Source organism: Halococcus agarilyticus (assembly GCF_000334895.1).
Lineage (GTDB): Archaea > Halobacteriota > Halobacteria > Halobacteriales > Halococcaceae > Halococcus > Halococcus agarilyticus.
Genome location: NZ_BAFM01000014.1, coordinates 59,243 through 80,291 on the forward strand (window position 1 = coordinate 59,243; position 21,049 = coordinate 80,291).

The 21,049-nt window shown below is 67.0% G+C and carries 24 protein-coding genes and 1 pseudogene; 9 read left to right on the forward strand and 16 right to left on the reverse strand.

Translation table 11 applies throughout. The features are described from left to right. The first annotated feature begins 206 nt into the window (after positions 1–206). Both TX76_RS12110 and TX76_RS12115 read left to right on the forward strand, forming a co-directional pair. Positions 207–914, forward strand: coding sequence for an HAD family hydrolase (locus TX76_RS12110; protein ID WP_049902757.1), 708 nt, complete (start codon positions 207–209; stop codon positions 912–914). A 48-nt stretch (positions 915–962) separates the two neighbouring features. After that, positions 963–2,180, forward strand: a complete 1,218-nt coding sequence (locus TX76_RS12115) for an alpha-hydroxy-acid oxidizing protein (protein WP_049902758.1) — start codon at positions 963–965, stop codon at positions 2,178–2,180. On the opposite strand, the pseudogene TX76_RS17135 reads toward TX76_RS12115, so the two are convergent. The 4 genes and pseudogenes from TX76_RS17135 to TX76_RS12130 all read right to left on the reverse strand — a co-directional run. Continuing rightward, positions 2,177–2,302, reverse strand: a pseudogene (locus tag TX76_RS17135) (CoA transferase); the annotation flags it as partial. The gene TX76_RS12115 and the pseudogene TX76_RS17135 overlap by 4 nt on opposite strands. Before the next feature lie 154 nt (positions 2,303–2,456). Beyond that, on the reverse strand, positions 2,457–3,377 hold the full coding sequence (locus tag TX76_RS17635) for a hypothetical protein (protein WP_049902759.1): 921 nt from the start codon (positions 3,375–3,377) through the stop codon (positions 2,457–2,459). 96 nt (positions 3,378–3,473) lie between these two features. Continuing rightward, the gene (locus TX76_RS12125; protein WP_049902760.1) at positions 3,474–4,079 is read right to left on the reverse strand and encodes a hypothetical protein; all 606 of its coding nucleotides are present in this window, start codon (positions 4,077–4,079) and stop codon (positions 3,474–3,476) included. Between the two features lie 17 nt (positions 4,080–4,096). Next, a complete protein-coding gene (locus TX76_RS12130; protein ID WP_049902761.1) occupies positions 4,097–4,537 on the reverse strand; it encodes a DUF4870 domain-containing protein in 441 nt (146 codons plus the stop codon). A gap of 361 nt (positions 4,538–4,898) precedes the next feature. On the opposite strand from TX76_RS12130, the gene TX76_RS12135 reads away from it, so the two are divergent. Next, the gene (locus TX76_RS12135) at positions 4,899–5,705 is read left to right on the forward strand and encodes a helix-turn-helix transcriptional regulator (RefSeq protein ID WP_049902762.1); all 807 of its coding nucleotides are present in this window, start codon (positions 4,899–4,901) and stop codon (positions 5,703–5,705) included. A gap of 12 nt (positions 5,706–5,717) precedes the next feature. Here the strand turns inward: TX76_RS12135 and TX76_RS12140 are convergent, their stop codons facing one another. Next, positions 5,718–6,374 (reverse strand): AAA family ATPase, encoded by a 657-nt coding sequence (locus TX76_RS12140; protein ID WP_049902763.1) that lies wholly within the window; start codon positions 6,372–6,374, stop codon positions 5,718–5,720. A gap of 12 nt (positions 6,375–6,386) precedes the next feature. After that, complete coding sequence (locus TX76_RS12145) at positions 6,387–6,857, reverse strand: peroxiredoxin family protein (protein ID WP_049902764.1); 471 nt, start codon at positions 6,855–6,857, stop codon at positions 6,387–6,389. A 109-nt stretch (positions 6,858–6,966) separates the two neighbouring features. On the opposite strand from TX76_RS12145, the gene TX76_RS12150 reads away from it, so the two are divergent. Then, entirely contained in the window at positions 6,967–7,209 is a 243-nt protein-coding gene (locus TX76_RS12150; protein ID WP_049902765.1) for a glutaredoxin family protein, read from the forward strand. A gap of 66 nt (positions 7,210–7,275) precedes the next feature. Further along, positions 7,276–7,776 carry an HVO_2922 family protein gene (locus TX76_RS12155; protein WP_049902766.1) on the forward strand — a complete coding sequence of 167 codons (501 nt, stop codon included), beginning with the start codon at positions 7,276–7,278 and terminating at the stop codon, positions 7,774–7,776. Positions 7,777–7,787: 11 nt separating this feature from the next. Here the strand turns inward: TX76_RS12155 and TX76_RS12160 are convergent, their stop codons facing one another. From TX76_RS12160 to TX76_RS12170, 3 genes are read right to left on the reverse strand one after another with little or no spacing between them, the layout of a single operon-like run. Beyond that, positions 7,788–8,186 (reverse strand): cupin domain-containing protein, encoded by a 399-nt coding sequence (locus TX76_RS12160; RefSeq protein ID WP_049902767.1) that lies wholly within the window; start codon positions 8,184–8,186, stop codon positions 7,788–7,790. A 30-nt stretch (positions 8,187–8,216) separates the two neighbouring features. Beyond that, a complete protein-coding gene (locus TX76_RS12165) occupies positions 8,217–9,023 on the reverse strand; it encodes an SIR2 family NAD-dependent protein deacylase (protein WP_049902768.1) in 807 nt (268 codons plus the stop codon). A 37-nt stretch (positions 9,024–9,060) separates the two neighbouring features. After that, entirely contained in the window at positions 9,061–10,275 is a 1,215-nt protein-coding gene (locus TX76_RS12170) for an acyl-CoA dehydrogenase family protein (RefSeq protein ID WP_049902769.1), read from the reverse strand. A 143-nt stretch (positions 10,276–10,418) separates the two neighbouring features. Between TX76_RS12170 and TX76_RS12175 the strand changes: the two genes are divergently transcribed. Both TX76_RS12175 and TX76_RS12180 read left to right on the forward strand, forming a co-directional pair. Continuing rightward, positions 10,419–11,501: a phosphotransferase family protein gene (locus TX76_RS12175; RefSeq protein WP_049902770.1), complete on the forward strand. Its 1,083-nt coding sequence runs from the start codon at positions 10,419–10,421 to the stop codon at positions 11,499–11,501. Beyond that, on the forward strand, positions 11,498–11,938 hold the full coding sequence (locus TX76_RS12180; RefSeq protein WP_049902771.1) for a MaoC/PaaZ C-terminal domain-containing protein: 441 nt from the start codon (positions 11,498–11,500) through the stop codon (positions 11,936–11,938). Before TX76_RS12175 ends, TX76_RS12180 begins: the two co-directional genes overlap by 4 nt. 337 nt (positions 11,939–12,275) lie before the next feature. Here TX76_RS12180 and TX76_RS12190 read toward each other — a convergent pair whose 3' ends face one another. From TX76_RS12190 to TX76_RS12205, 4 genes are all read right to left on the reverse strand, one after another. Continuing rightward, the gene (locus TX76_RS12190; RefSeq protein WP_049902773.1) at positions 12,276–12,869 is read right to left on the reverse strand and encodes a cupin; all 594 of its coding nucleotides are present in this window, start codon (positions 12,867–12,869) and stop codon (positions 12,276–12,278) included. Positions 12,870–12,941: 72 nt separating this feature from the next. Beyond that, complete coding sequence (locus tag TX76_RS12195) at positions 12,942–13,454, reverse strand: Lrp/AsnC family transcriptional regulator (protein ID WP_049902774.1); 513 nt, start codon at positions 13,452–13,454, stop codon at positions 12,942–12,944. A gap of 19 nt (positions 13,455–13,473) precedes the next feature. After that, the gene (locus TX76_RS12200) at positions 13,474–14,382 is read right to left on the reverse strand and encodes an alpha/beta fold hydrolase (RefSeq protein ID WP_049902775.1); all 909 of its coding nucleotides are present in this window, start codon (positions 14,380–14,382) and stop codon (positions 13,474–13,476) included. Further along, complete coding sequence (locus tag TX76_RS12205) at positions 14,379–15,515, reverse strand: acyl-CoA dehydrogenase family protein (protein WP_049902776.1); 1,137 nt, start codon at positions 15,513–15,515, stop codon at positions 14,379–14,381. The genes TX76_RS12200 and TX76_RS12205 overlap by 4 nt, the downstream gene beginning before the upstream one ends. A 112-nt stretch (positions 15,516–15,627) precedes the next feature. On the opposite strand from TX76_RS12205, the gene TX76_RS12210 reads away from it, so the two are divergent. Next, on the forward strand, positions 15,628–16,692 hold the full coding sequence (locus tag TX76_RS12210) for a zinc-dependent alcohol dehydrogenase family protein (protein ID WP_195156052.1): 1,065 nt from the start codon (positions 15,628–15,630) through the stop codon (positions 16,690–16,692). A gap of 64 nt (positions 16,693–16,756) precedes the next feature. Here the strand turns inward: TX76_RS12210 and TX76_RS12215 are convergent, their stop codons facing one another. Then, entirely contained in the window at positions 16,757–18,094 is a 1,338-nt protein-coding gene (locus tag TX76_RS12215) for a cytochrome P450 (protein WP_049902778.1), read from the reverse strand. Positions 18,095–18,234: 140 nt separating this feature from the next. Between TX76_RS12215 and TX76_RS12220 the strand changes: the two genes are divergently transcribed. Then, positions 18,235–18,516, forward strand: coding sequence for a hypothetical protein (locus TX76_RS12220; RefSeq protein WP_049902779.1), 282 nt, complete (start codon positions 18,235–18,237; stop codon positions 18,514–18,516). A 61-nt stretch (positions 18,517–18,577) separates the two neighbouring features. Here the strand turns inward: TX76_RS12220 and TX76_RS12225 are convergent, their stop codons facing one another. Continuing rightward, entirely contained in the window at positions 18,578–19,399 is an 822-nt protein-coding gene (locus TX76_RS12225) for an enoyl-CoA hydratase/isomerase family protein (protein ID WP_049902780.1), read from the reverse strand. Next, on the reverse strand, positions 19,396–21,033 hold the full coding sequence (locus tag TX76_RS12230; RefSeq protein ID WP_049902781.1) for a long-chain-fatty-acid--CoA ligase: 1,638 nt from the start codon (positions 21,031–21,033) through the stop codon (positions 19,396–19,398). The genes TX76_RS12225 and TX76_RS12230 overlap by 4 nt, the downstream gene beginning before the upstream one ends. Between the last annotated feature and the right edge of the window lie 16 nt (positions 21,034–21,049).

Genomic DNA, 21,049 nt, shown 5'->3' on the forward strand with positions numbered 1-21,049 from the left:
TCGTGCGAGGGATGATCGAACGAGCGTAGCGAGTGAGAGAATCGGCTGGGGAGGGTGTGGCCTACGGCTCTCAGTTGCGTCGTGATTCGTCTCAGACGAGTTGGCGACACTAGATTTTGCGATTGCGTTGTCAGCTTGGGAATCAGGGCACGAACGAATCTACCAAAGGACTTGAGCAGAGCGCGAAAAAGTAGTTGCAGACGAATATGGGCGAATCACAGTACGATGCGGTGTTCTGGGACATCGGCGGCGTGCTCCTCGATCTCGACTCGGTCCGGGCGGGCCACCGCGCGTTCGTCGGGGCGCTCGCCGACGAGTACGATCTCGACGCTGAGGCGGCGCTCGAAGCGTGGCGCGACGAGCTCGGCACCCACTTCCGCGAGCGCGACGGCAACGTGTTCCGGAGTGCGCGGGCGGGCTACGAGCGCGCGATCGCAGCGATGGTCGGTCACGAGGTGGCCGAGGACGACTGGCTCCCGGCGTTCGAGCGCGCGACCCGCGAGCAGCTCGAACCCGTAAGCGAGACGGTCGAGACGATCCGCACCCTCGACGGGCGGGTCCACCAAGGCATCGTCAGCGACATCGACACGTGGGAGGCCGAGCGCCTGCTGGCACAGTTCGGGGTCGCGAGCCACCTCGATAGGGTGACGACCTCCGAGGAAGTCGGCCGCACCAAGCCTGATGAGGCGATGTTCGAGACCGCGCTCGACAAGGCGGGCATCGAACCCGCACGGGCGCTGATGGTCGGCGATCGCTACGAGAACGACATGGTCGGTGCGTCGCGGGCCGGGATTCAGACAGTGGCGTTCGGCGGCAGCGCGGCCGACGCCGATCCCGACGATCCCGCTGTGAATCATCGGATCGGGGATCCTCGGGACGTGCTCGCTCTCGTCGGGATCGAAGACGCAGGGTGACGGCCAGGCGGGTAAACCTACTTCCGTCGGCCGGGCGCACGTGAGACGATGACGAACGAACCGTCGGAGTCCACGGAACCGTCGGAGCCCTACGGTGAAAACCGCCAGCGGAACGTCTACGCATCGGGGATGCTCGCCGACGATCCGCCCGACCATCCGGTTCGGTACGCCGATCTCGAACGGAAGGGGAAGGAAGCGCTGAGCGAGGAGGCCGCCGCCTACGTCGCCGGCGGGGCCGGCACGGAGAGCACGGTCGCCGAGAACCGCCGCGCGTTCGACGACTGGCGGATCGTCCCCCGGATGCTCCGGGACGTCGCCGAGCGCGACCTCCGGGTCGATCTCTTCGGCGACGAGATCGAAGTCCCGCTCCTGCTGGCCCCGCTCGGCGTGCTCTCGATCGTCCACGAGGAGGGCGAGCTCGCGGTCGCGCGGGCCGCCGCCGACCGCGACGTGCCGATGGTGCTGAGCTCGGCGTCGTCCTACACGATGGAGGAAGTCGCCGACGAACTCGGCGAGACGCCGAAGTGGTTCCAGCTCTACTGGTCGGCCGATCCCGACATCGCCCACAGCTTCATCGACCGGGCCGAGAAAGCGGACTACGACGGGATCGTGGTCACGCTCGACACTCCGCTCCTCGGCTGGCGCGAGCGCGACATCGAACAGGGCTACCTCCCCTTCCTCGACGGCGAAGGCGTCGCGAACTACTTCTCCGATCCGGCCTTCCGCGACCGGCTCGACGTGCCGCCCGAGGAGAACGAGGGCTCGGCCGTGATGGAGTTCATCGATGTCTTCGGCGATCCATCGCTGACGTGGGAGGATCTCGCCGCGCTCCGCGAGGAGACCGACCTGCCCCTCGTGGTCAAGGGTGTGCTCCACCCCGAGGACGCCGAACGTGCCGTCGAGTGCGGTGCGGACGGCGTGATCGTCTCGAACCACGGCGGTCGCCAGGTCGACGGCGCGATCGGCGCGCTCGCGGCGCTGTCAGGGGTGGTCGAGGCCGTCGACGTTCCCGTGCTGTTCGACAGCGGCATCCGGGGCGGCGCGGACGTCGTGAAGGCGATCGCGCTCGGGGCCGATAGCGTCCTTCTCGGGCGGCCCTACGCCTACGGTCTCGCGATCGACGGCGAGGCGGGTGTCGGGAGCGTCCTCGACGACTTCCTCGCGGATCTCGACCTGACGCTCGCGCTCTCGGGGCACACGAGCTTCGACGATCTCGACAGGTCGATCCTCGTGGACCGTCGCGGATCGGGTCCCGGTGGACGGTGATCGCCGCCGTCCGCGTTCTCGGTTTTGACGGTCCCCGCGCCGGCGTCGGCGAGGAGCTGGGTGGCGTACGGACCGGGGAGGGAGCGCGTGAGAGCGAGCACGCGCACGCCGTCGAGTCGCATATCGGCGGGACTCGCGGCGCGGGGACGACGTTTCGCTGGGACAGTCGGGGTGGCCGCGCGTCTCGTCGGGCCCGGTCATGGACCGGCTCGCCGCCATCGGAGCCGATCCGCAGGCCGGTGGAGTGCGGCGAGTGTGGGTTCGATCCCGCGTTGCTCACCCAGCTTCGTAGCTGGTGAGCTCCATCTCGAAGGTGAGGGTACCGCTCTCGTCGTAGTAGGCGGCGTAGGGAGCCAGGCCCCTGTCGGGCGAGACGCACGCCTCGTGAACGACGGTGCCGTTCAGGCTGGCCTCGGTGACGGAGCACTCGACGCCGGCGTAGGAGTCGGTGCCCGTGACCTCGAAGCTCGCCATCCCCTGCTCGGTCGAGTACGACCAACTCCGACCCGACTGGAGCGGTCGACCGCCGTAAAAGCCCGTCATCGTCGTGAGGGGCGCGAGGAGCACACCGACCTGACTACCCAGCATCTGCTGTTGGACCTCCGTGCGGGTGCCCGTGAACGTCTGCTGGTTGTCCATCCCGTCCATCGAGAGGGACACCTGCACCTCGTACTGGTTCTCCGACGCCTGAACGACGTCGATGACGTACTGGCCGCTCCGGTTCTCTCCCTGCCGCGTAACGGGCTCCGCGGTGCCTCGCTGTGAGCTCACCGTCGGGGCGAACGTCACCTCGTAGGTGTACGTGCCAGGCTGTTCGAACGCGAGAAAGCGGAACGCTCCGCTTCCGACCGCGCTGCTGACTGTGGTGGCCGCCGTCTCGCTCGGTGTCGCTGTGGCGTCGCCACCGGCTGTCGTCGTCATCGCGGCGGTCGTCTCCGCCGCCATGGTTTCGCTCGCTGTTGGCGAGCCTCCGTCGGCAGTCGTTTCCCCGTCCTCGGCTGTCGTCGTGTCTGCGGCCCCGGTCGTCGTGGTCGCCGCGTCCTCGGCCGCCGTGGTGTCCGCCGTCGCGGCCGGCGTCTCGGTCGCGTCCGCTCCGGACGCCGTGGTGCCGTTCCCGCCACCGCCGCCGAGCCCGGCACAGCCTGCGAGGACGACGGTCGCACACAGCACCACCGCGAGCACGGCGCGCGTCCTCATGGCTGCGCCCCCGTCGGTTCACTCCGGTTCGATCGCTCGTTCGATTCGTTCGCGTCGGTTCGTCGGTGTTCAGTCATGATTTGGTGTCATCGTCGATCACTCCGTGCTGTCCGGCGTGAGCGAGAACGACTCGACGACGGTCCACGCGACCGCCTCGAAGTCGATGTCGGCAGCCCAGTCCACCCCGACCGTGTAGCCGGCCGTCCCGGCGACGACGAAGAGGTAGGTGAGCCGCCAGCGTTCGTCGGGAGCCCCGCCGACGTACCGATACTCGACGGCTCGCCCTCGGTGGCCGCTCGGGAGCCACACCGTCCGTCGGTCGAGTCGCTCGACGTCGTGTACGTGATCGTCGGCAGCGAGCTCCGCCTCGAAGCGCTCGGCGTACGCCGCCACGTCGCGTTCGACGTTCTCGTCGACGAACACGACCGCGCCCGCCGTCGAGGCGGGATCCTCGAACGTCGCTCCCCCGCCCGCGTCGACTCCGGCCGACCAGTCGGCCGGGTAGCTGACGGTGTACCCGTACTCCTCGTCGGTGTACGTCGCAAACGCCGCTTCGTCCCCGCCGGCGGTTCCGCCGTCGGTCTCGACCCACGAGTGAGCAGACGGGTCTCTGGCCCGATCGGCTCCGACTGACCGACGCCGCCAGGCCGGAACTCCTCTCGCCAGCGGATGGCCGTCCGACCGATCGGATCCGTTCGTCATGGTTCGGTCCGTGGGCCTCAGACGAGGCTGTCCGCGATGCCTGCCGCGATCGGGACGCGCGGGGTCGTGCCCTGGTAGGCTCGAACCATCAGGTAGACCCAGAGCGCGAACGCACCGAGCGCGAGCACCAGCCAGATCAGCCCGAGCACCAGCGAGACGATGCTCCCGACGAAGAACGTGCTCGTGCTCGTCACCAGGACGGTCGAGACGATCGTCCCGACGATCGTCAGGCCGATGGACGCCACGAACACGAACCCCGTAATCACCATGCTCTGGGCCGCGTGAAAGCGGACGTAGGCGTTGTCCTGTTCGACCAGATAGAGGATCAACCCTGACACGATGCCGAACAGGTACGCCAGCGCCCCCGCCACGTTCTCGTCCAGTCCCGATTCCGTTTCCCCGGATGCGACCGGCGGCTCGTCCCCGGCCGCGTCGATGTCTCGAGTGTTGCTTGCCATTGGGTTCCTCCGTGTCGGTGAGACTACGCTCCTCTCTACCGTATCGCGCTGTCCCGTCCACCACCTCGTCGTCCGACACTGTTTGACACAGGCATGGAAACCGGGTATAATCACTGGCTGAGCAGCGTTCACGATCTGAACACGGATCACAGCCCGGACGAGCAGGCCGCCGACGGTTTCGATACTGACACCGAGCGGCGATCGGATTCCTGACTGTCCACCGAAGTCCGAGTGAGATCCGGTCCGGGTCGTCGGCTCGGTGCCACGTCGAACGCCGGTCGAGCACCTATCGGGTAGTGGATTGCTTGAGCGATCTCAACAGGAGGTTTAATTGTTTCGGCTGCATACGCCGTATCGACCGATGTCCGAGGAACTGGTCGAACTCGCCAGGCGGGCCTCGGCACTCGCGATACTGCGCGAGGGACCGCTGGATCGCCGGGAGCTTCAGGAACGGTTGGAAGTGTCCAGACCGACGGTTCACCGATTCACGCGGGCGTTCGAGGACCGAGGGCTCGTCGAGCGATCGGACGGTGAGCTAGCGCTGACAGCGGTCGGCGAGATCATCGCGGAGACCGTCACCGAGTTTCGACGGACGGTACGGACTGCGAGACGGGTCGAGCCGCTCTTCGAGGTCGTTCCGGGCTGCGATCCGGCGCTCGTTCGCGAGGCGTTCGCCGACGCGACCGTCACCACTGCCGAGCCGGGCGATCCCTACAACGGCGTACGACGGTTCATGTCCATCGTCGAGGGTTCCGACACGCTCCGCGGGATCGATCCGGCGGCGATCAACCCGCTCCATCTCGATGACCTCCACGCCCGCATCGTCGACGGCATGGAGACCGACGCGGTCTTCCTCCCCGAGGTCGTCGAGTCGCTCGTCGAATCCAACCCGGAGCGCGCGCGGGAGGCGTTCGAGAGCGGGAACCTCACCCTCCGAACCCACGACGACATCCCGCTCGGCGTCACCCTATGTGACGACCGGATCGGCGTCGGGATCTACGCCGAGGACACCGGGCTGCTGGAGACGTACATCGACACCCCATCCCCCGCCGCACGCGAGTGGGCCGAGGAGCTGTATGTCGAGTACCGCGACGAGTCGACGCCACTCGCGGAGCACCCGGAACTCTCCGAGCTACCACCCGTCGAAGCAGCGGCGAACGATCGGTAGGACGATCGCCCGTCAGCCCGAGGTCGTCCGCTCACGGAGCCATCCGCGAACCGCTTCGATCGTCTCCGGAACCGTCGCGTCGGTCGTGTCGATCGCTTCGTAATCGTCGTGTTCGGCCGCAAACCGCCGAAACCGTTCGTTCATCCGTCGTCCCGCCTCGACGTCGGCCCACTCCTCGTCCGCCGCGGCCGCCTCCGCCCACCCGTCGCGGCCCCTGAGCCGGCGCGCCTGGTCGTCGGGATCGCAGACGAGCGCGAGATACTCGATCCGTGGGAAGTAGTCGGCTTCGGGCAGCTCTTCGACGACCTCGGGATCGCCGAGTGCGGCCCCGAACGCCACCACCGGCCGCCCCGAGCGCGCGAGTTCGGCGTACTGCAGCAGGTGGAACGCCCGCCTGGCTTCCTCGGGGAGCACCCGCCACGCCTCGCGGATTTCTCCTGTGCCTTCGAGCCAGTAGAGGTCCGGTTCGACGACGACCGCCGGAACGGTACCGACGATCTCGCGGTAGATCGTGGTCTTGCCGACGCCTGGTGCGCCCGTGACGACGAACAGCGGCGCGGCTTCGTATCTTCGTGTGTCGCCACAGACCGGGCACGTCACGGTCCCGGCGTCGTGATCGATGGCGACGTCGCGTGGCGTTCCCGAGCACGCGGGACAGAAGTGAAACACGGCGGGGACCCGCTACAGCTCCGCGACCGCCGCTTCGATCGCCTCGCGGGGCACCGGCGAGATCCAGTCGTCGGCGAGCCACCGACCCGCGACCCGTCGCTCCGCATCGAGGACGAAGACGGCACGTCGCGCGGTTCGGGTCGATCCCATCCCGTCGCGTTCGGTGAGGATGTCGTAGGCCGCGGCGGCGGTGCCGTCGGCGTCGCTGAACAGGTGGAACGGGCTGTCGAGATAGCGGAGGAAGGCGTTCTGGGCGTACGGCCCGTCGCGGCTCACGCCGACCACCGGCACGTCGAAGTCGGCCCAGCCGGCGCGATCGTAGCGCTTCCACCAGTTCTCCGCGATGGCGCTGAACGAGAACCCGTAGAAGACGACCACGCAGCCGCCGTCGAGCACGTCGGCGAGCCGTCTCGCTCGGAAGGTCTCGCCGTCACACAGCAGCGCTTCGAACTCCGGCGCGCGCTCGCCCTCGCTCGGTGGCATGTCCTCGTATCGATTGCCGTAGGAGAAAAGCCTGCGGTCGGCGGGAGCGGGGTGGTGGAGTCTCACTCCGGCGGAACACGCTTTTGCCCGTGGCGCTCTGCGTATCGGTATGAGCCTCACGCTCTACCGGCTCGAAGGCTGTCCGTACTGCGAACTCGTGGTCGACCGGCTCGACGAGCTCGACATCGAGTTCGAGAGCGTCTGGACCGAGGGCCTCCACTCGAAGCGCGACGAGGTCAAGCGGGTCTCGGGCCAGCGGGGCGTCCCAGTGTTGGTCGACGACGACCGCGGGATCACGATGGCCGAGTCCGAGCGCATCGTCGAGTACCTCGACACCACCTACGCGGCCTGACGACGATCCGCCTCGCTGGGGAAGACGGGAGTCGGATTCATGTGCTCGCGCGACGAACGGAGAGGTATGACCGAGGAGACCCTGTTCGAGACCGAGCGAACCCGCGACCGTGCGGAGATCGCCTCGCTTCTCCGATCGCTGGCGAGTCAGTTCGACGACGGAACCGTGACGCTCGCCGCCGACGGCCGATCGGTGGCCGTGCAGTCGCCGGAACGGGCGACCGTCGAGATCGAACTCGAACGCGAGCGAACCGACGACGGAACCGATCTGGAGCTCGAAGTCGAGATCGAGTGGACGGAGTCCACGGACGCGGAGGGCGTCGTTCGACACGAAGACGATGTCCGCGAAACCGGCGCGCCGGCGACCGGCGAGGCGACCGCAGCCGAGAGCCTCGCGCGGTTCGAGGTCTTTCGGGATCGAGCCGACGAGTGGCGGTGGCGACTCGTCCACCGCAACGGCAACGTGATCGCGGACGGTGGCGAGGGATACGCCTCGAAGCAGAACGCGCTGAAGGGGCTGCGGAGCGTCCGCCGGAACGCACCTGGTGCCCGGATCGACGTCGAGTAGACCCTGATCCGTCAGTCGATCTCGTGCGGATCGAGGCCGGGGTCCTCGACCGCCGGCGCGCCGATCGCGAGCACGATCCCCTGGTCGTCGCCGAGATACCGGTGCCCGTGGCCCGTTTCGGGGCCGGCGGCGTAGAAGGTCCCCGGGCCGACCTCCCGGAACTCCTCCTCGCCCGATCGGCCGAGTTTGAGCGAGAACTCGCCCTGGACGATGTAGTAGAGCTCCTCCTGTTCGGCGTGAGCGTGGTAGGTGATCTCCTCGCCGGGATCGAAGTACCAGAGCTTGCAGTTCGTCTCCTCGGTGCCGAGCGCGTCGTCGACCGACCGGATGTCGAGGTCGGGCGGGATCTCCTCGATCTCCGAGAGGTCGGTCACCGGGACGTCGTCGGTGTGGACCACGTCGTAGTCCATACCGCCGCGACGACGCGCCGGCGCAAAAGTCTATGGCTGGCTCGACCCAGGCGAATCGCCGGAACCGCTCGGATCGGGGTTCACGACCGCCTCGTGCAGACGGGGTAGGACGTCGGTCACGTCCGCCCGGAAGTCGTACTCGGCGCGGTCCGACAGCGGCGTTTGCTCCAGATTGGCGAGCATCATCGTCGCACCGCGATCGGCCGCGGTCCGGGGAAGCGACGCCGCGGGCTCGACCGTGAGCGACGAGCCGGCGACGAGGAAGACGTCGGCGCGCTCGGCGAGCGCGTGGGCCTCGAACAGCGCGTGGTCGGGCAGGGATTCGCCGAACAGCACGACGCCAGGCTTCAGCACCCCGTCGCACTCCCCACACCGCGGCGGTAGCTCGCCGTCACGGGCGCGCTCACGGACGGGATCGGCGGGGACGCGCTGCCCGCAGTCGCGACAGACCGCGCGCTCGCCCGAGCCGTGGATCTCGATCGGGTCCGCAGAGCCCGCCGCGGCGTGAAGCCCGTCGATGTTCTGGGTCACGACCCGATCGAGGTGGCCCGTGGCTTCGAGGTCGGCGAGCGCCTCGTGGGCCGCGTTCGGTTCGATGGCGTCCCCGTAGACCTCGTCGTGGAGCGCGAGTCGGTCGCGCCAGAACCCCGCGGGATCGCTGTCGAGCCGCGAGACGTGGAAATCCGCCGGATCGTGGCGCGCCCAGAGGCCGTCGTCGCCCCGGAAGTCGGGGATGCCCGAGGCGGTGCTCACGCCTGCACCGGTCATCGCCACCGTGGCGTCGGCCTCGCGGATGGCCTGGGCCGCGAACCGGAGATCGTCGGCGTCGACGGTCATGGGGAACGGTGGCGACGGACGAGCAAAAGTTCGGGGCCTACCCGTCGAACCGCGGAATCGACCCGATCTCCGCTGGATCGGTGTCCTCGAACGCCGCGCGCGCGATGGTGCGCTTGTGGACCTCGTCCGCACCGTCGATGATCCGGAACGCTCGCACCGCCTCGTAGAAGTCCGCGAGCGGGAGGTCTCGGCCGATCCCCGCCCCGCCACAGCACTGGACCGCGAGATCGATCGTTTCTTGCACTACTCGCGCGGCGAACACCTTGCTCATCGAGACCTCGACTCTGGCCTCCTCGCCGGCCGTGATCCTCTCCGCCGCATCGCGGACCATCGTTCGCGCGGCGTGGAGCTCGGTCTCGGCCTCCGCAATCGAAAAGCGCTGTGACTGTTTGTCCGCGAGCGACGATCCGAACGCCTCGCGCTCGTCCATGTACGCTTTCGCCACGTCGAGTGCGCGCTCGGCCATCCCCGAAAACCGCATGCAGTGAGTCAGTCGGGCGGGCCCCAGTCGCTGCTGGGCGATGTCGAACCCGGCGTTCTCGGCACCGAGCAGGTTCTCCTCGGGCACCCGCACGCCGTCGAATTTGATCTCGGCGTGGCTCTCCGGTACGAGGCTCTGGCCGAGGTGAGGGATGTCGCGAACGATCTCCACACCCTCGATATCGGTCGGCACGAGGATGATCGAACAGCCGGCGTAGGGGTGCGCATCGGGATCGGTGCGTGCCATCACGAGGAGGACATCGGCCGCGCCACCCTGGGTGGTCCACCACTTGTGGCCGTCGATGACCCACTCGTCGCCCTCCTTTCTTGCACGGGTCCGGAGCATCTTCGGATCCGACCCACCACCGGGGGCGGGCTCGGTCATCGCGAAGCCCGATCGGATCTCGCCCGCGACCAGCGGTCGGAGCCATTTCTCCTGTTGGTCGTCGCTCCCGACGAGTTCGAGCGTGTGCATGTTGCCCTCGTCGGGCGCGTCGACCCGCATCGCGGGCGCGCCGAGCAGGCTCCGGCCCGCCTGCTCGAACACTGGGAGCACGTCCCGGAACGCCATCCCCATCCCGCCGTGCTCCTCGGGGATCTGGGGCGCGTAGATGTCGTACTCGCGGGCCTGCTCGCGCAGGTCGGCGATGGTCTCGCGCGAGACCGACTCGCCGCCGTCGTGGGAGCGCTCCGCGGGCAGGACGACCTCCTCCATGAACGCGCGGGCGCGGTCGGTCGCCTCGCGTGCGGCCGCCGAGTCGTCGTACTCCATGCTCACACATCAGCACACACCATTGTAAAACGATCGGGCCACACAGCCGAGAACGACCCCGCGAACCCCCAGTTATTCATACGATGTCCACGAACGTACCTACCAATGGTAACCGAACGGTCGGGAACGACGGGGTGGGATCGATGAGCGGCGAGGGTGAGGAAGGGGCGTACTTCTCGCGGATCGTCGACGAGGGGTCGTTGGCGAGCTACTTCGAACGAGAACTGGGCTCCGTCGAGGAGTATCGAATCGAACATCATCAGGAGGGCCACTCGAACGAGACCCTGTTCGTGGAGTGGGGCGAGCGCGACCTCGTGGTCCGTCGGCCGCCGCCTGGCGAGACTGCCGACACCGCCCACGACGTTCTCCGGGAGTATCGAGTGATGGACGCACTTCAGGACACACCAGTTCGAGTCCCACCGACAGTGCTCGCGTGCGAGGACGAGTCGATTCTCGACTGCGAGTTCTACGTGATGGAGCGTGTCGCGGGGAGCGTGCTCCGCGAGACCGAACCCGATCGGTTCGCCACACCGGAACACCGCCAGCGGATCGGCGAGGAGCTGATCGACGGCCTCTGTGAGATCCACGCCATCGACCACGAAGCTGTGGGGCTGGGCGAGTTCGGCCATCCCGAGGGATTCACCGAACGTCAGGTCAGGCGCTGGTCCGAGCAGTTGACGTGGGCGTTCGATGTCACGACGGACGAACGCGAGGTCCCCGAACTCTACGACGTGATGGAGTGGCTGACCGCAAACGCCCCCGACGCGCCGACCCATACCCTAGTTCAGGGCGACTACAAGCTCGACAACGTGATGTTCGCGCCTGGCACCCCACCCGAACTCGTCGCGGTGTTCGACTGGGAGCTGAGCACTCTTGGAAATCCGCTCGTCGATCTCGGGTGGCTTCTGTCCTACTGGTGGGACGAAGGCGACCCGGATCCACCCGCGGCGACCGACTCGCTCAATGCGACGTTCATGACCCGCGAGGGCTACCCCACCCGAGAGGAACTCGTCGAGCGTTACGAGGAGCGGACGGGAATCGAGTACGAACACGACCGGTTCTACCGCGCGCTCGCGGTCTACAAGCTCGCCGGGCTGGGCGAGATGTTCTTCCGGCGGTACCTGGAGGGCAACGCCGACGACCCGCTGTACCCGAAGATGGAGACCGGCGTGCCCGAGCTCGCCGACCGCGCGCTCCGGATCATCGAGGGTGAGGAACCGCTATGAGCTACTTCGAATCGGTCTCGGTCGGCGACACCGCCCGGACCGCGGGCCGGACGGTCACGAGCGCGGACGTGACGAACTTCGCGGGCGTGAGCGGTGACTTCAACCACCACCACACCGACGCCGAGCGGATGGCGAACACCGAGTACGGCGGCCGGATCGCCCACGGCGCGTTCGTCTTTTCGGCGATGACCGGTCTGCTCTGGCAGTCACGAACACAGGACGAACGCGAGGACGTGATCGCGTTCTACGGGGTGGACGGACTCCGCTTCACCGCTCCGACGTACGTCGGCGACACCATCCACGTCGCAATCGAGGTCGTCGAGAAAGACGAACGCGAGCATCCACGAGCCTCCGGTACTGTGCGGTACGACGCTGCGGTGAAAAATCAGGACGAGGAGACCGTGCTCCGGTGTGAACTGCTCTCCCTGGTCCGCTGAGGTCCGAGATCACGATTTCGCCGACATCGCACATTCCCACCATCTCATCGATTCATCGGCGATCGGTAGCTCCGTGAGCCGATGGTGGCGATACATTGATGTGTCGAACTGCTGTACTGAGCGTATGGCCGGACGGTGGCTTCTCTTGGGATTCGGTCTGTTGTTCGGGGCCCTAACCGTCGCGTTCGTCGTCCAGGGGAAGACGCTACAGGCACTCATCGCGGTCGTTCAGACGTCTTGGACTCTCGGTGGGTTCTGGTGGTACACGACTCACGACGAAGCGGCCAATACGAGACTTCAGCGGGTTCTGTAACAGTTATTGGCAGTTCTCGGGTATTCAGGCTACTGTCGACTTCGTACCACAGTCGAGGCAGACGTTGACGACGTTCTTCCCGTCCGTGTCGAGAACAACGCGCAGATCGTCCCGACCGCACTCGGGACACTCGACCGGCGATTCAGCACCACAGTCCGGACAGACGAGGACCTCCGATCCCTCGGCAACGACTGGTCGCCTGGCCTCGTGATCGCACTCGGGACACGGCAGCGGAACCCGCACGTCTTCGCTGTCGCGGGGAGCACCCACCGCGAACGCCACCACCGCTTCGTCGGACGCGTTCTTCCCGGACTGGAACTCGCCGGGCGCGAACCGGATCGCCTCGTTCTCGCCGACGGTGATCTCGCCGCTCGAACGACCCGCTTCTGCACGGCTTCGCGGTGTGTACGTTTCGAACGTCGCTTCGCCGTCGACAATGACGAACACCTCTTCTTGGTCCATGTGGGCGTGGAGCGAGCCGCTGAACCGCTCGCCGGGAGCGAGGGCGTACCGATTGATCGCGACGTCGGCGGTGTTCAGCGGGCCGGACAGCTTTCGCCGGTCGACATCGTTCTCGGATGGGACAGGATCGATGTCGTCGATCAAGGTGGTCTCCATGCCCACGGTCCATCCCCGGAACACAAAAACATGCATCCGCTCGGACAGAAACGACGACGGACGACCCGTCGCTCACTCGTCGTTCAGGCTTTCTAAGAGTTCGGGGTCGGTCCCGAACTTGAGGACGTTCGTCATCACGGAGTTGCGGATGTTCGCCACGACCTTGCCGTGCTGTTTGTAGAACTCGTGGATCCACCGGGATTCGGCCTCGCGGGTCGGGAACATCATCACGGTCTTCCACTGGTACTCGCCGTCCGAGAGGAAATAGAAGAGGGTGTTCGGCGAGTCGCGGATGTGCTCCATCGCTGCCCGCCACTCCTCGGCGAAGTGCTCGGGATCGAACTTGAACTCGAACAGTCCGAAGATGAAGTACTCCTCGTTCGGGATGATCGCCTCGCGGAAGACCCCCTCCTCGCGCATCCGCCGGATCGACTCGCTGATCGTGACGTGCGAGACGTCGATACCGTACTCCTCGGCAAGGATATCGGTGAGTTCGCGCGAGGACACCTGGGGGTCGCGCGCGAGCTCGCGCAGGATCACCACGTCGCGGTGCGAGAACTCCCATTCGGGCGCGTCGTCGGTCATGAGTTCGTTCCTACGAGGGTCATCCCGCACCTGGCGGAAGAAACTCACGGAGTTCCGCGACGTAGGCGTCGGGCCGATCGGCCATCACCCAGTGGTAGGCTTCGTCGAGTCCCACCACCTCGCCGTCGAGATCGTCGGCGAGGCGCTCGCCGTATTCGATCGGCTGGAAGTCGTCGCCAGCCCCCCAGAGTCCAAGGAAGTCGGCGGTGATCGCGCTGTAGTCGATCTCGGTCGTGTGATTCGTGTTGGTCGCCACCGCACACCGCGCGAGCGAGGTGCGACCATCCGCCGAGAGCCACGGCGCGGTCAATCCCTCGACGAATTCGGGATCGGGGTCGCCGTACGCACCGAGCGTGAACGCCGAGGAGACCTGATCTTCGAGATCGTCGAGCGGCATCTCGGCGGTCTCGGGCAACCCGAAGTCGGTGATGAACTCCACCGGCCACGAGTCGTAACACACCGCGTTCGAGCAGACCAGCTGGGCGACCGCATCCGGATGGTGGGCGGCGTACCGCAGCGCGACCCCGCCCCCGATGTCGTGGGACACGATCGAAACCGTCTCCATGCCCAACTCCTCCAGCAACGCAGCGAGCATCGTTTCTTGGGCTCGGATCGACCTGTCGAACTCGTCGGCCATCGCGGAGTTGCCGTAGCCAAGCAGATCGGGCACGATCACGCGCCGATCCTCGGCGATTGCCGGGGCGACGTCGCGCCAGAGAAACGACCACGTCGGGATGCCGTGGAGGAAAACGACGGGCGGCTCATCGGCTCCGGTCGCGTCGTCGCTACTCTCGTTGTCTTCGCTATCGAGACCGCCGTTGCCGTCGTGGCTGCCGGGGCCGTCGTCGCGGTACGCCACCGAGAGGTCGTGGCCGTCGACCGTCACGGTCGTGGTTTTCTGACCGGCAGCCCACTCGTCGTGGTTCATAGGATGTTGTCGGCGATGATGTTCTTCTGGATCTCGCTGGTGCCCTCGTAGATCTTGGTGATCCGGGCGTCGCGGTAGTACCGCTCGGCGGGATGGTCGGTGACGTAACCCGCCCCGCCGAACACCTGGATCGCCTCGTCGGCCACGTCGACCGCGTGCTCGCTCGCAAAGAGCTTCGCCATGCTCGCGAAGCGCACCGCATCGTCGTCGCCCGCCTCGACGTGGGTGGCCGCCCGGTAGGTCAGCGAGCGCGCGGCATCGACGTTCGTCGCCATCTCGGCGAGCTTGTGCCGGATCGCCTGGAACTCGGCGATGGGTTGGTCGAACTGCTCGCGCTCGCCCGCGTACTCCCGTGCGGCGTCGAGTGCGCCCTGGGCGGCCCCGACTGCCTGGGCGGCGACGCTCGTTCGTCCGGCGGCGAAGAAATCCATGAGCTGGTAGAACCCCTGGTTCACCTCGCCGACGACGTTTTCCTCGGGCACGCGCACGTCGTCGAGCAGCACCTCGGCGAGGTCAGAGGCCCTGATCCCGAGCTTGTTGTCGATCTTCTCGGTCGAGAACCCGTCCGTATCGGTAGGAACGAGGAAGGCCGTGATCCCCTGGTGGCCTGCGCCGGGATCGGTCTTCGTCATCACCACGGCGATGTCGGCGACCGTCCCGTTCGTGATCCACATCTTGTTCCCGTTCAGCACGTACTCGTCGCCGTCCTTCTCGGCGCGGGTCTCGATCCCCGCCACGTTCGAACCGTGGGCGGGTTCGGAGATCGCGCTCGCGGAGGCCGACTCGCCCGCCGCGATCGGCGGGAGCCACTCCTCCTTCATCCATTCGTCGCCGTACTCGACGATCATGTTGCTCCCGAACCCCGCCGATCCGACCGCGCTCCCGATGCCGGGATCGGCGCGCCAGAGCTCCTCGGTCACGAGCGCCGACGACAGCGTGTCCATCCCCGCACCGCCGTACTCCGTTGGGATGTTCGGGGCCACGAAATCGTACTCGGCGGCCTCTCGGCGGAGGTCTGCTGGGTACTCGCCCGACTCGTCGTGTTCGCGCGCGACGGGCGCGATCTCCTCCTCGGCGAACTCCCGGACCGCACTCCGGATCGCCTCCTGCTCGCCCGATAGCTGAAACGACATACACTGTACAATCCTTCCACCGAAAAGTATCTTCGCCCCAGTGTTGAACATCGGTAACTTCGACATCGGATTCGGGGGAACGACTATGCCGGTGCCGCTCGTCGACCGCGGTATGCGCGCAGCAGTTCTCCGCGAGTACGGCGAACCGCTCGACGTGACCGAGGTCGACGCGCCCGACCCCGCTGCCGACGGCGCGGTGATCGAGCTGGAGGCGTGTGGCATCTGCCGGAGCGACTGGCACGGCTGGCAGGGTGAGTGGGACTGGCTCGGCCTCAAGCCGCCCGAGGGACAGATCCTCGGACACGAACCGGCTGGCAGGGTGATCGCGGTCGGCGAGGAGGTCGAGAGCGTGAGCGAGGGCGATCAGGTCACGGTCCCCTTCAATCTCGGCGACGGCACCTGCCACCAGTGTCGGACCGGCCACTCGAACACCTGTGAGAACATCGTCCCGCTGGGGCTGAACGAAGCCGCCCCGGGTGCGTTCGCCGAAGAGATGCACGTCCCGGTCGCGGATCACAACGCCGTCCGACTCCCCGACGGCGTCTCCGCGGTCGACATGGCGGGGCTCGGCTGTCGGTTCATGACAGCCTTCCACGCGCTCGCCCACCAGGCCGACCTCGGCGCGGGCGACTGGGTCGCGGTCCACGGCTGCGGCGGCGTCGGCCTTTCGACTGTCCACATCGCCGACGCGCTCGGCGGGAACGTCGTCGCGGTCGACCTCCAGGACGAGAAGCTCGCGATGGCCGAGGACCTCGGCGCGAGCGAGACGGTGAACGCGAGTGAGACCGACAACGTACCCCGACAGGTGAAGGCGATCACCGACGGCGGCGCGGCGGTCTCGGTCGACGCGCTCGGGATCGCGACCACCTGTCGGAACTCCGTGCTGAGCCTCGGCACCCGCGGCCAGCACGTCCAGGTCGGACTCAGCACCGACGACGAGCAGGGATCCGTCGAACTCCCGACGGACATGATGGTGATGAGCGAGATCGAGTTCGTCGGCTCGCTCGGAATGCCCCCCACCAGATACGACGAGATCTTCCGGATGGTCGCCGACGGCAAACTCGACCCGAGCGCGGTGGTCTCCGAGACCGTCGGGCTCGACGACGTGTCGGCGAAACTCGCCGCGATGAGCGAGTTCGAGACGAGAGGGATCCCGGTGATCGACACGTTCGATTGACGCTCTCCGCTGTGAGGGCGAGGAATGGAGAGCCTCAGCCAGGAAGTCCGTGCCGACGAGAGCGTTACCGCTCCTGCACTTCCATTCGGATCGGCGCTGACGGATGCATCGTGAGCGACGGGGCGAAGTCGAGGTCCGCGCTCTGCTCGGGTGCGAGCCGGAGCCGGTAGTGCTGCGCGACCGTCGCGAGGATCATCTGGGCTTCGAGCATCGAGAGGTGTTTGCCGATGCAGTGGCGCGGACCGCCACCGAACGGGAAGTAGGCGTAGTTCGGCCGCTCGCTCGCCCGATCGCTCGTCCACCGATCCGGGTCGAATAGTTCTGGTTCGTCGTACCAGTGGGGGTCGCGGTGGACGCCCCACTGCGGGAGCATGACGAGCGATCCTTCGGGGACGTCGTACCCGCCGAGTCGGACGTCCTCGGACGGCTCGCGGAAGATCGTGTAGACCGGTGGGTACAGCCGCATCGCCTCCTGAATCACCCGTTCGGTGAGATCGAGGTCACGCACGTCGTCGGCCGTCGGCGGTTCGCCGCCGAGGACAGTATCGATCTCGTCGTGGACGCGCCGCTCGATCGCGGGGTGCTGGGCGAGGAGATACCACGTGTAGGTGAGCGACAGCGCGGTGGTGTCGTGACCCGCGAGCAGCATCGTCATCAGCTCGTCGCGAAGGAGCTCCTCGGTCACTTCGTCGACCTCGCCCTGTGCGCGCAGCAGGATCGAGAGGAGATCCATCTCGCCGTTCTCGGTTCCCCGCCGCTGTCGAACCAGGGAGTCGAGGACGCCTTCGAGGTTGTCGACCGCGCGCTCGAACTCGATGCGTTCGCGCGTCGGCACCCACTCGGGGAGGAGGAACTGTGCCGCCTTCGGCTCGAACATCTTGCCGAGGGGTTCGAGGTTGTTCTGCACAGTCCTCGTGGTGCGGTCGTCGAGTTCGGTGCCGAACATCACCGAGACGATCACCTTCACCGTGATCCGGGCCATCGCGGGATCGATCTCGACGACGTCGCCGTCCGTCCAGCCGTCGAGCATCGTTTCGGCGTACCCGGCGATCTCCTCGCCGAAGTTCGCCACGCGGTCGGGGGCGAACGCGGGCTGGGCGCGCCGACGCTGGCGCTGCCAGAACTCGCCGCCGCTCATCAACAACCCGTCGCCGAGCAGATCGTCGATGCTGCCCGTCCGCATCGTCTGTGCCTTCCGAAATCGCGAGGCCTCGCTCACCAGGACGCGCTCGACGTCCGTCGGGTCCGTGACGAGGTAGGTCCGCTCGGGGCCGAGGGTGAACGTCGAGAGTCCGTTGTAGCTCCGCGTGAGCGTCTCGATGAACGAGAACGGGTCGCGGGAGTAGCGATGCGTGTTGCCGAGGACCGGCAGATCCTGGGGGCCTGGTGGCTGTGTGCTCATATATTTGAGAAGGCTCGAAGCGCTTACAGCGTTACGCTCACCCACCCGACGGGCCGGTTTCGCGGTCCGCGATCCGGAGTCAGACTGCGGATCGGGGTCGGCCCCAAACACCCATAGGGGAACCGGGACATGGAGGTAGTATGTGCGCCGAGCGAGCCGAATCGACGACGCCAGGCGATCCCGAGGAGTGGGAGGAGTGGCTGCGGACCGCAGAGGAGGTGCTCGACGAGACGGTCGAACGAGAGGGAGCGCTCGAATGCGAGTTCGAGGAGTTCGAGGTCGGCATCCCGATGGCGTGGGGCGAGGAGGCCGACCGCGCTCGATGGGGGCTCGACGGCACCGTTCGCGTCCAGGTCGAGGGCGATCGCCGGCCGCTGGCGGCGTGGCTCGAATGGTGGTACGACAGGGTGCCGACGTCCTGAAGCGCCGAGAAAGCGGCTGACGGCGGCCGACCTAATGCTGACTCCGGACGTGGGAGCCGGGCTATCGGCCCTCGAACTCGGGCTCCTCGTTCGCCATGAACGCCTCCGCGCCCGCGCGGTGGTCGTGGCTCTCGAACACCGCGGCCTGGGCGGCGGCCTCGTTCGTCATCGCCTGATCGAGCGAACTCTCCAACCCCTGCCGGATGAGTCGCTTCGAGGCACGGAGCGCCACCGTCGGCCCCGTCGCGATCTCCTCGACGAGTTCGTCCGCGCGCTCGTCGAAGGACTCCTCGGGATAAACGTGGTTGAACAGCCCGAGCGATTCGGCGCGATCGGCCGCGACGAGTTCGCCGGTGAAGACGAGCTCCTTTGCGGTGTTTTCCCCCACGATCCGTGGGAGGAGGTACGACGTTCCGGAGTCGACCGCGAGCCCGACCTGACGGAAGCCGAAGCTGATTCTGGACTCCGTGCTCGCCACCTGGAGATCACAGGCGATGGCGAGGTTCGCGCCCGCGCCGAAGGCGACGCCGTCGATCTTGGCGACGGTCGGCAGGTAGAACTCCGCGACGCGCTCGACCGTCCGGCTGGTGACCTGTGCCACGCGGCGGACGGCCTCCTCCAGCGGTACGTCGCCCGCGAGCCGTTCGGTCATCGCGTTGATGTCGCCGCCGGCCGAGAACGCCCCGCCAGCGCCCTCGATCACGAGACACCGGGCGTCGCCACCCTCCAGTTCGTCGAGCGCGTCGAGGATGCCCGCCGAAACCTCGCTCGTGAGCGCGTTGCGCATCTCCGGGCGGTTCAGCGTCAGCGTCGCCACGCCGTCCGTGACGTCGAGCACTACCGCGTCGTCGGCCGCCGGCTCACCGCCCGCTCCGTCGCTCATTCGGCCGCCTCCGCTTCGTCGCTCTCACGCTCGCGGAGCTCGAACTTCTGGACCTTCCCGGTGGTCGTCCGCGGAAGCTCCTCGATGAATGCGACCTCGCGCGGGTGTTTGTACTCTGCGAGGTTGTCGAGACAGTACTCCCTGATTTCCTCGTCAGTAACGTCGCTATCGGGCGTTGGAACACCGTCGGACTCGGTTCCCTCGCCCGACGAGCCCCCACTCGCTGCGCTCGTGGGGACCACGAATGCCTTCACGGTCTCGCCGCGGCGCTCGTCGGGAACCCCGACCACGGCGGCGTCCGCAATGTCCGGATGCTCGAACAGCAACTCCTCGACCTCGCGGGGGTAGACGTTGTAGCCCCCGGTGACGATGACGTGCTTCTCCCGGTCGACGATGTAGAAGAAGTCCTCGGCGTCCCAGTAGCCGACATCGCCGGTGTGGAACCACCGCTTGCCGTCGCGTTCGGTGAACACCTCTTCGTTCGCTGCGGGCCGATCGTGGTACCCTTTCATCACGTTCGGGCCCGCGATCACGAGCTCGCCGGTGATCGCGTCGAGATCGGTCTCGCTTTCGTCGACCGGTCCCTCTTCGACCCGTTCGACCGGCTCGAACTCCTCGTCGACCACCATCGAGTCGACGCCCGGCAGCGGTTGGCCGATGCTGCCGACCCGCCGCGCGTCGGGGCTGTTGAAGTGCGTCACTGGCGAGGTCTCGGTCAGGCCGTACCCCTCGTAGAGTTCGATCCCGAACAGCTCCTCGAAGCGCCGGAGCACCTCGACCGGGAGGCTGCTCCCGCCCGAGTTCACGAACCGGAGCGACGAGAGATCGAACTCGTCGACGTTCGGCTGGTTGATGACGTCGTTGTACATCGCGGGCACGCCCTGCATGATGGTGAGTTCCTCCGATTCGACTAGCCCGAGCGCGGTCTGGGCGTCCCACTCCGGCAGCGGGTAGTACGCCGCGCCGGCGAACAGCGAGGTGTTCATCACGACCGTCATCCCGTAGATGTGAAAGAGCGGCAGCACGCCCAGCGAACGGTCGTCGGTGGTGGTGCCACCGGGCAGGAGATCCATCGCCATTCGGGCGTTCGAGGAGAGGTTCTCGTGGGTCAGGAGGACACCCTTCGGCTGGCCGGTCGTCCCGGAGGTGTAGGGCTGCACCGCCACGTCGTCGTCCGCCCGTTCGACCACCTCGGGTTCGGCCTCGGCGAGGAACTCCCCGAACGGCGTCGCGCCCTCCGCGTCGCCACCCACGCTGACGACGTGCTCGACGGCTGTGTCGTCCCGGACTTGATCAACGACCGGGACGAGATCCGAGAGCGTGACGACCACCTCCGTGCCGCTGTCCGAGAGGAGGTGGTCGATCTCGCGGGACTTGTACTGGGGGTTCATCGGCACCACGACCGCACCTGCCCGGAGCGCGCCGTGGAAGGCGATCACGAACTGCGGGAGGTTTGGAAGATAGACCCCGACCCGATCGCCGGAACCGATCCCTGCCTCCGTGAGCCCGGCGGCGAACGCACCCGTCCGCGACCAGAGCTCCTCGTAACTCAACTCCGATCCGTCGTAGTGAATCGCGGTTTCGTCGGGGTGCTCCACCGCCGTGGATTCGACGTTCGTGACGAGATTTGTCATGGTTTCTCGTGGGACG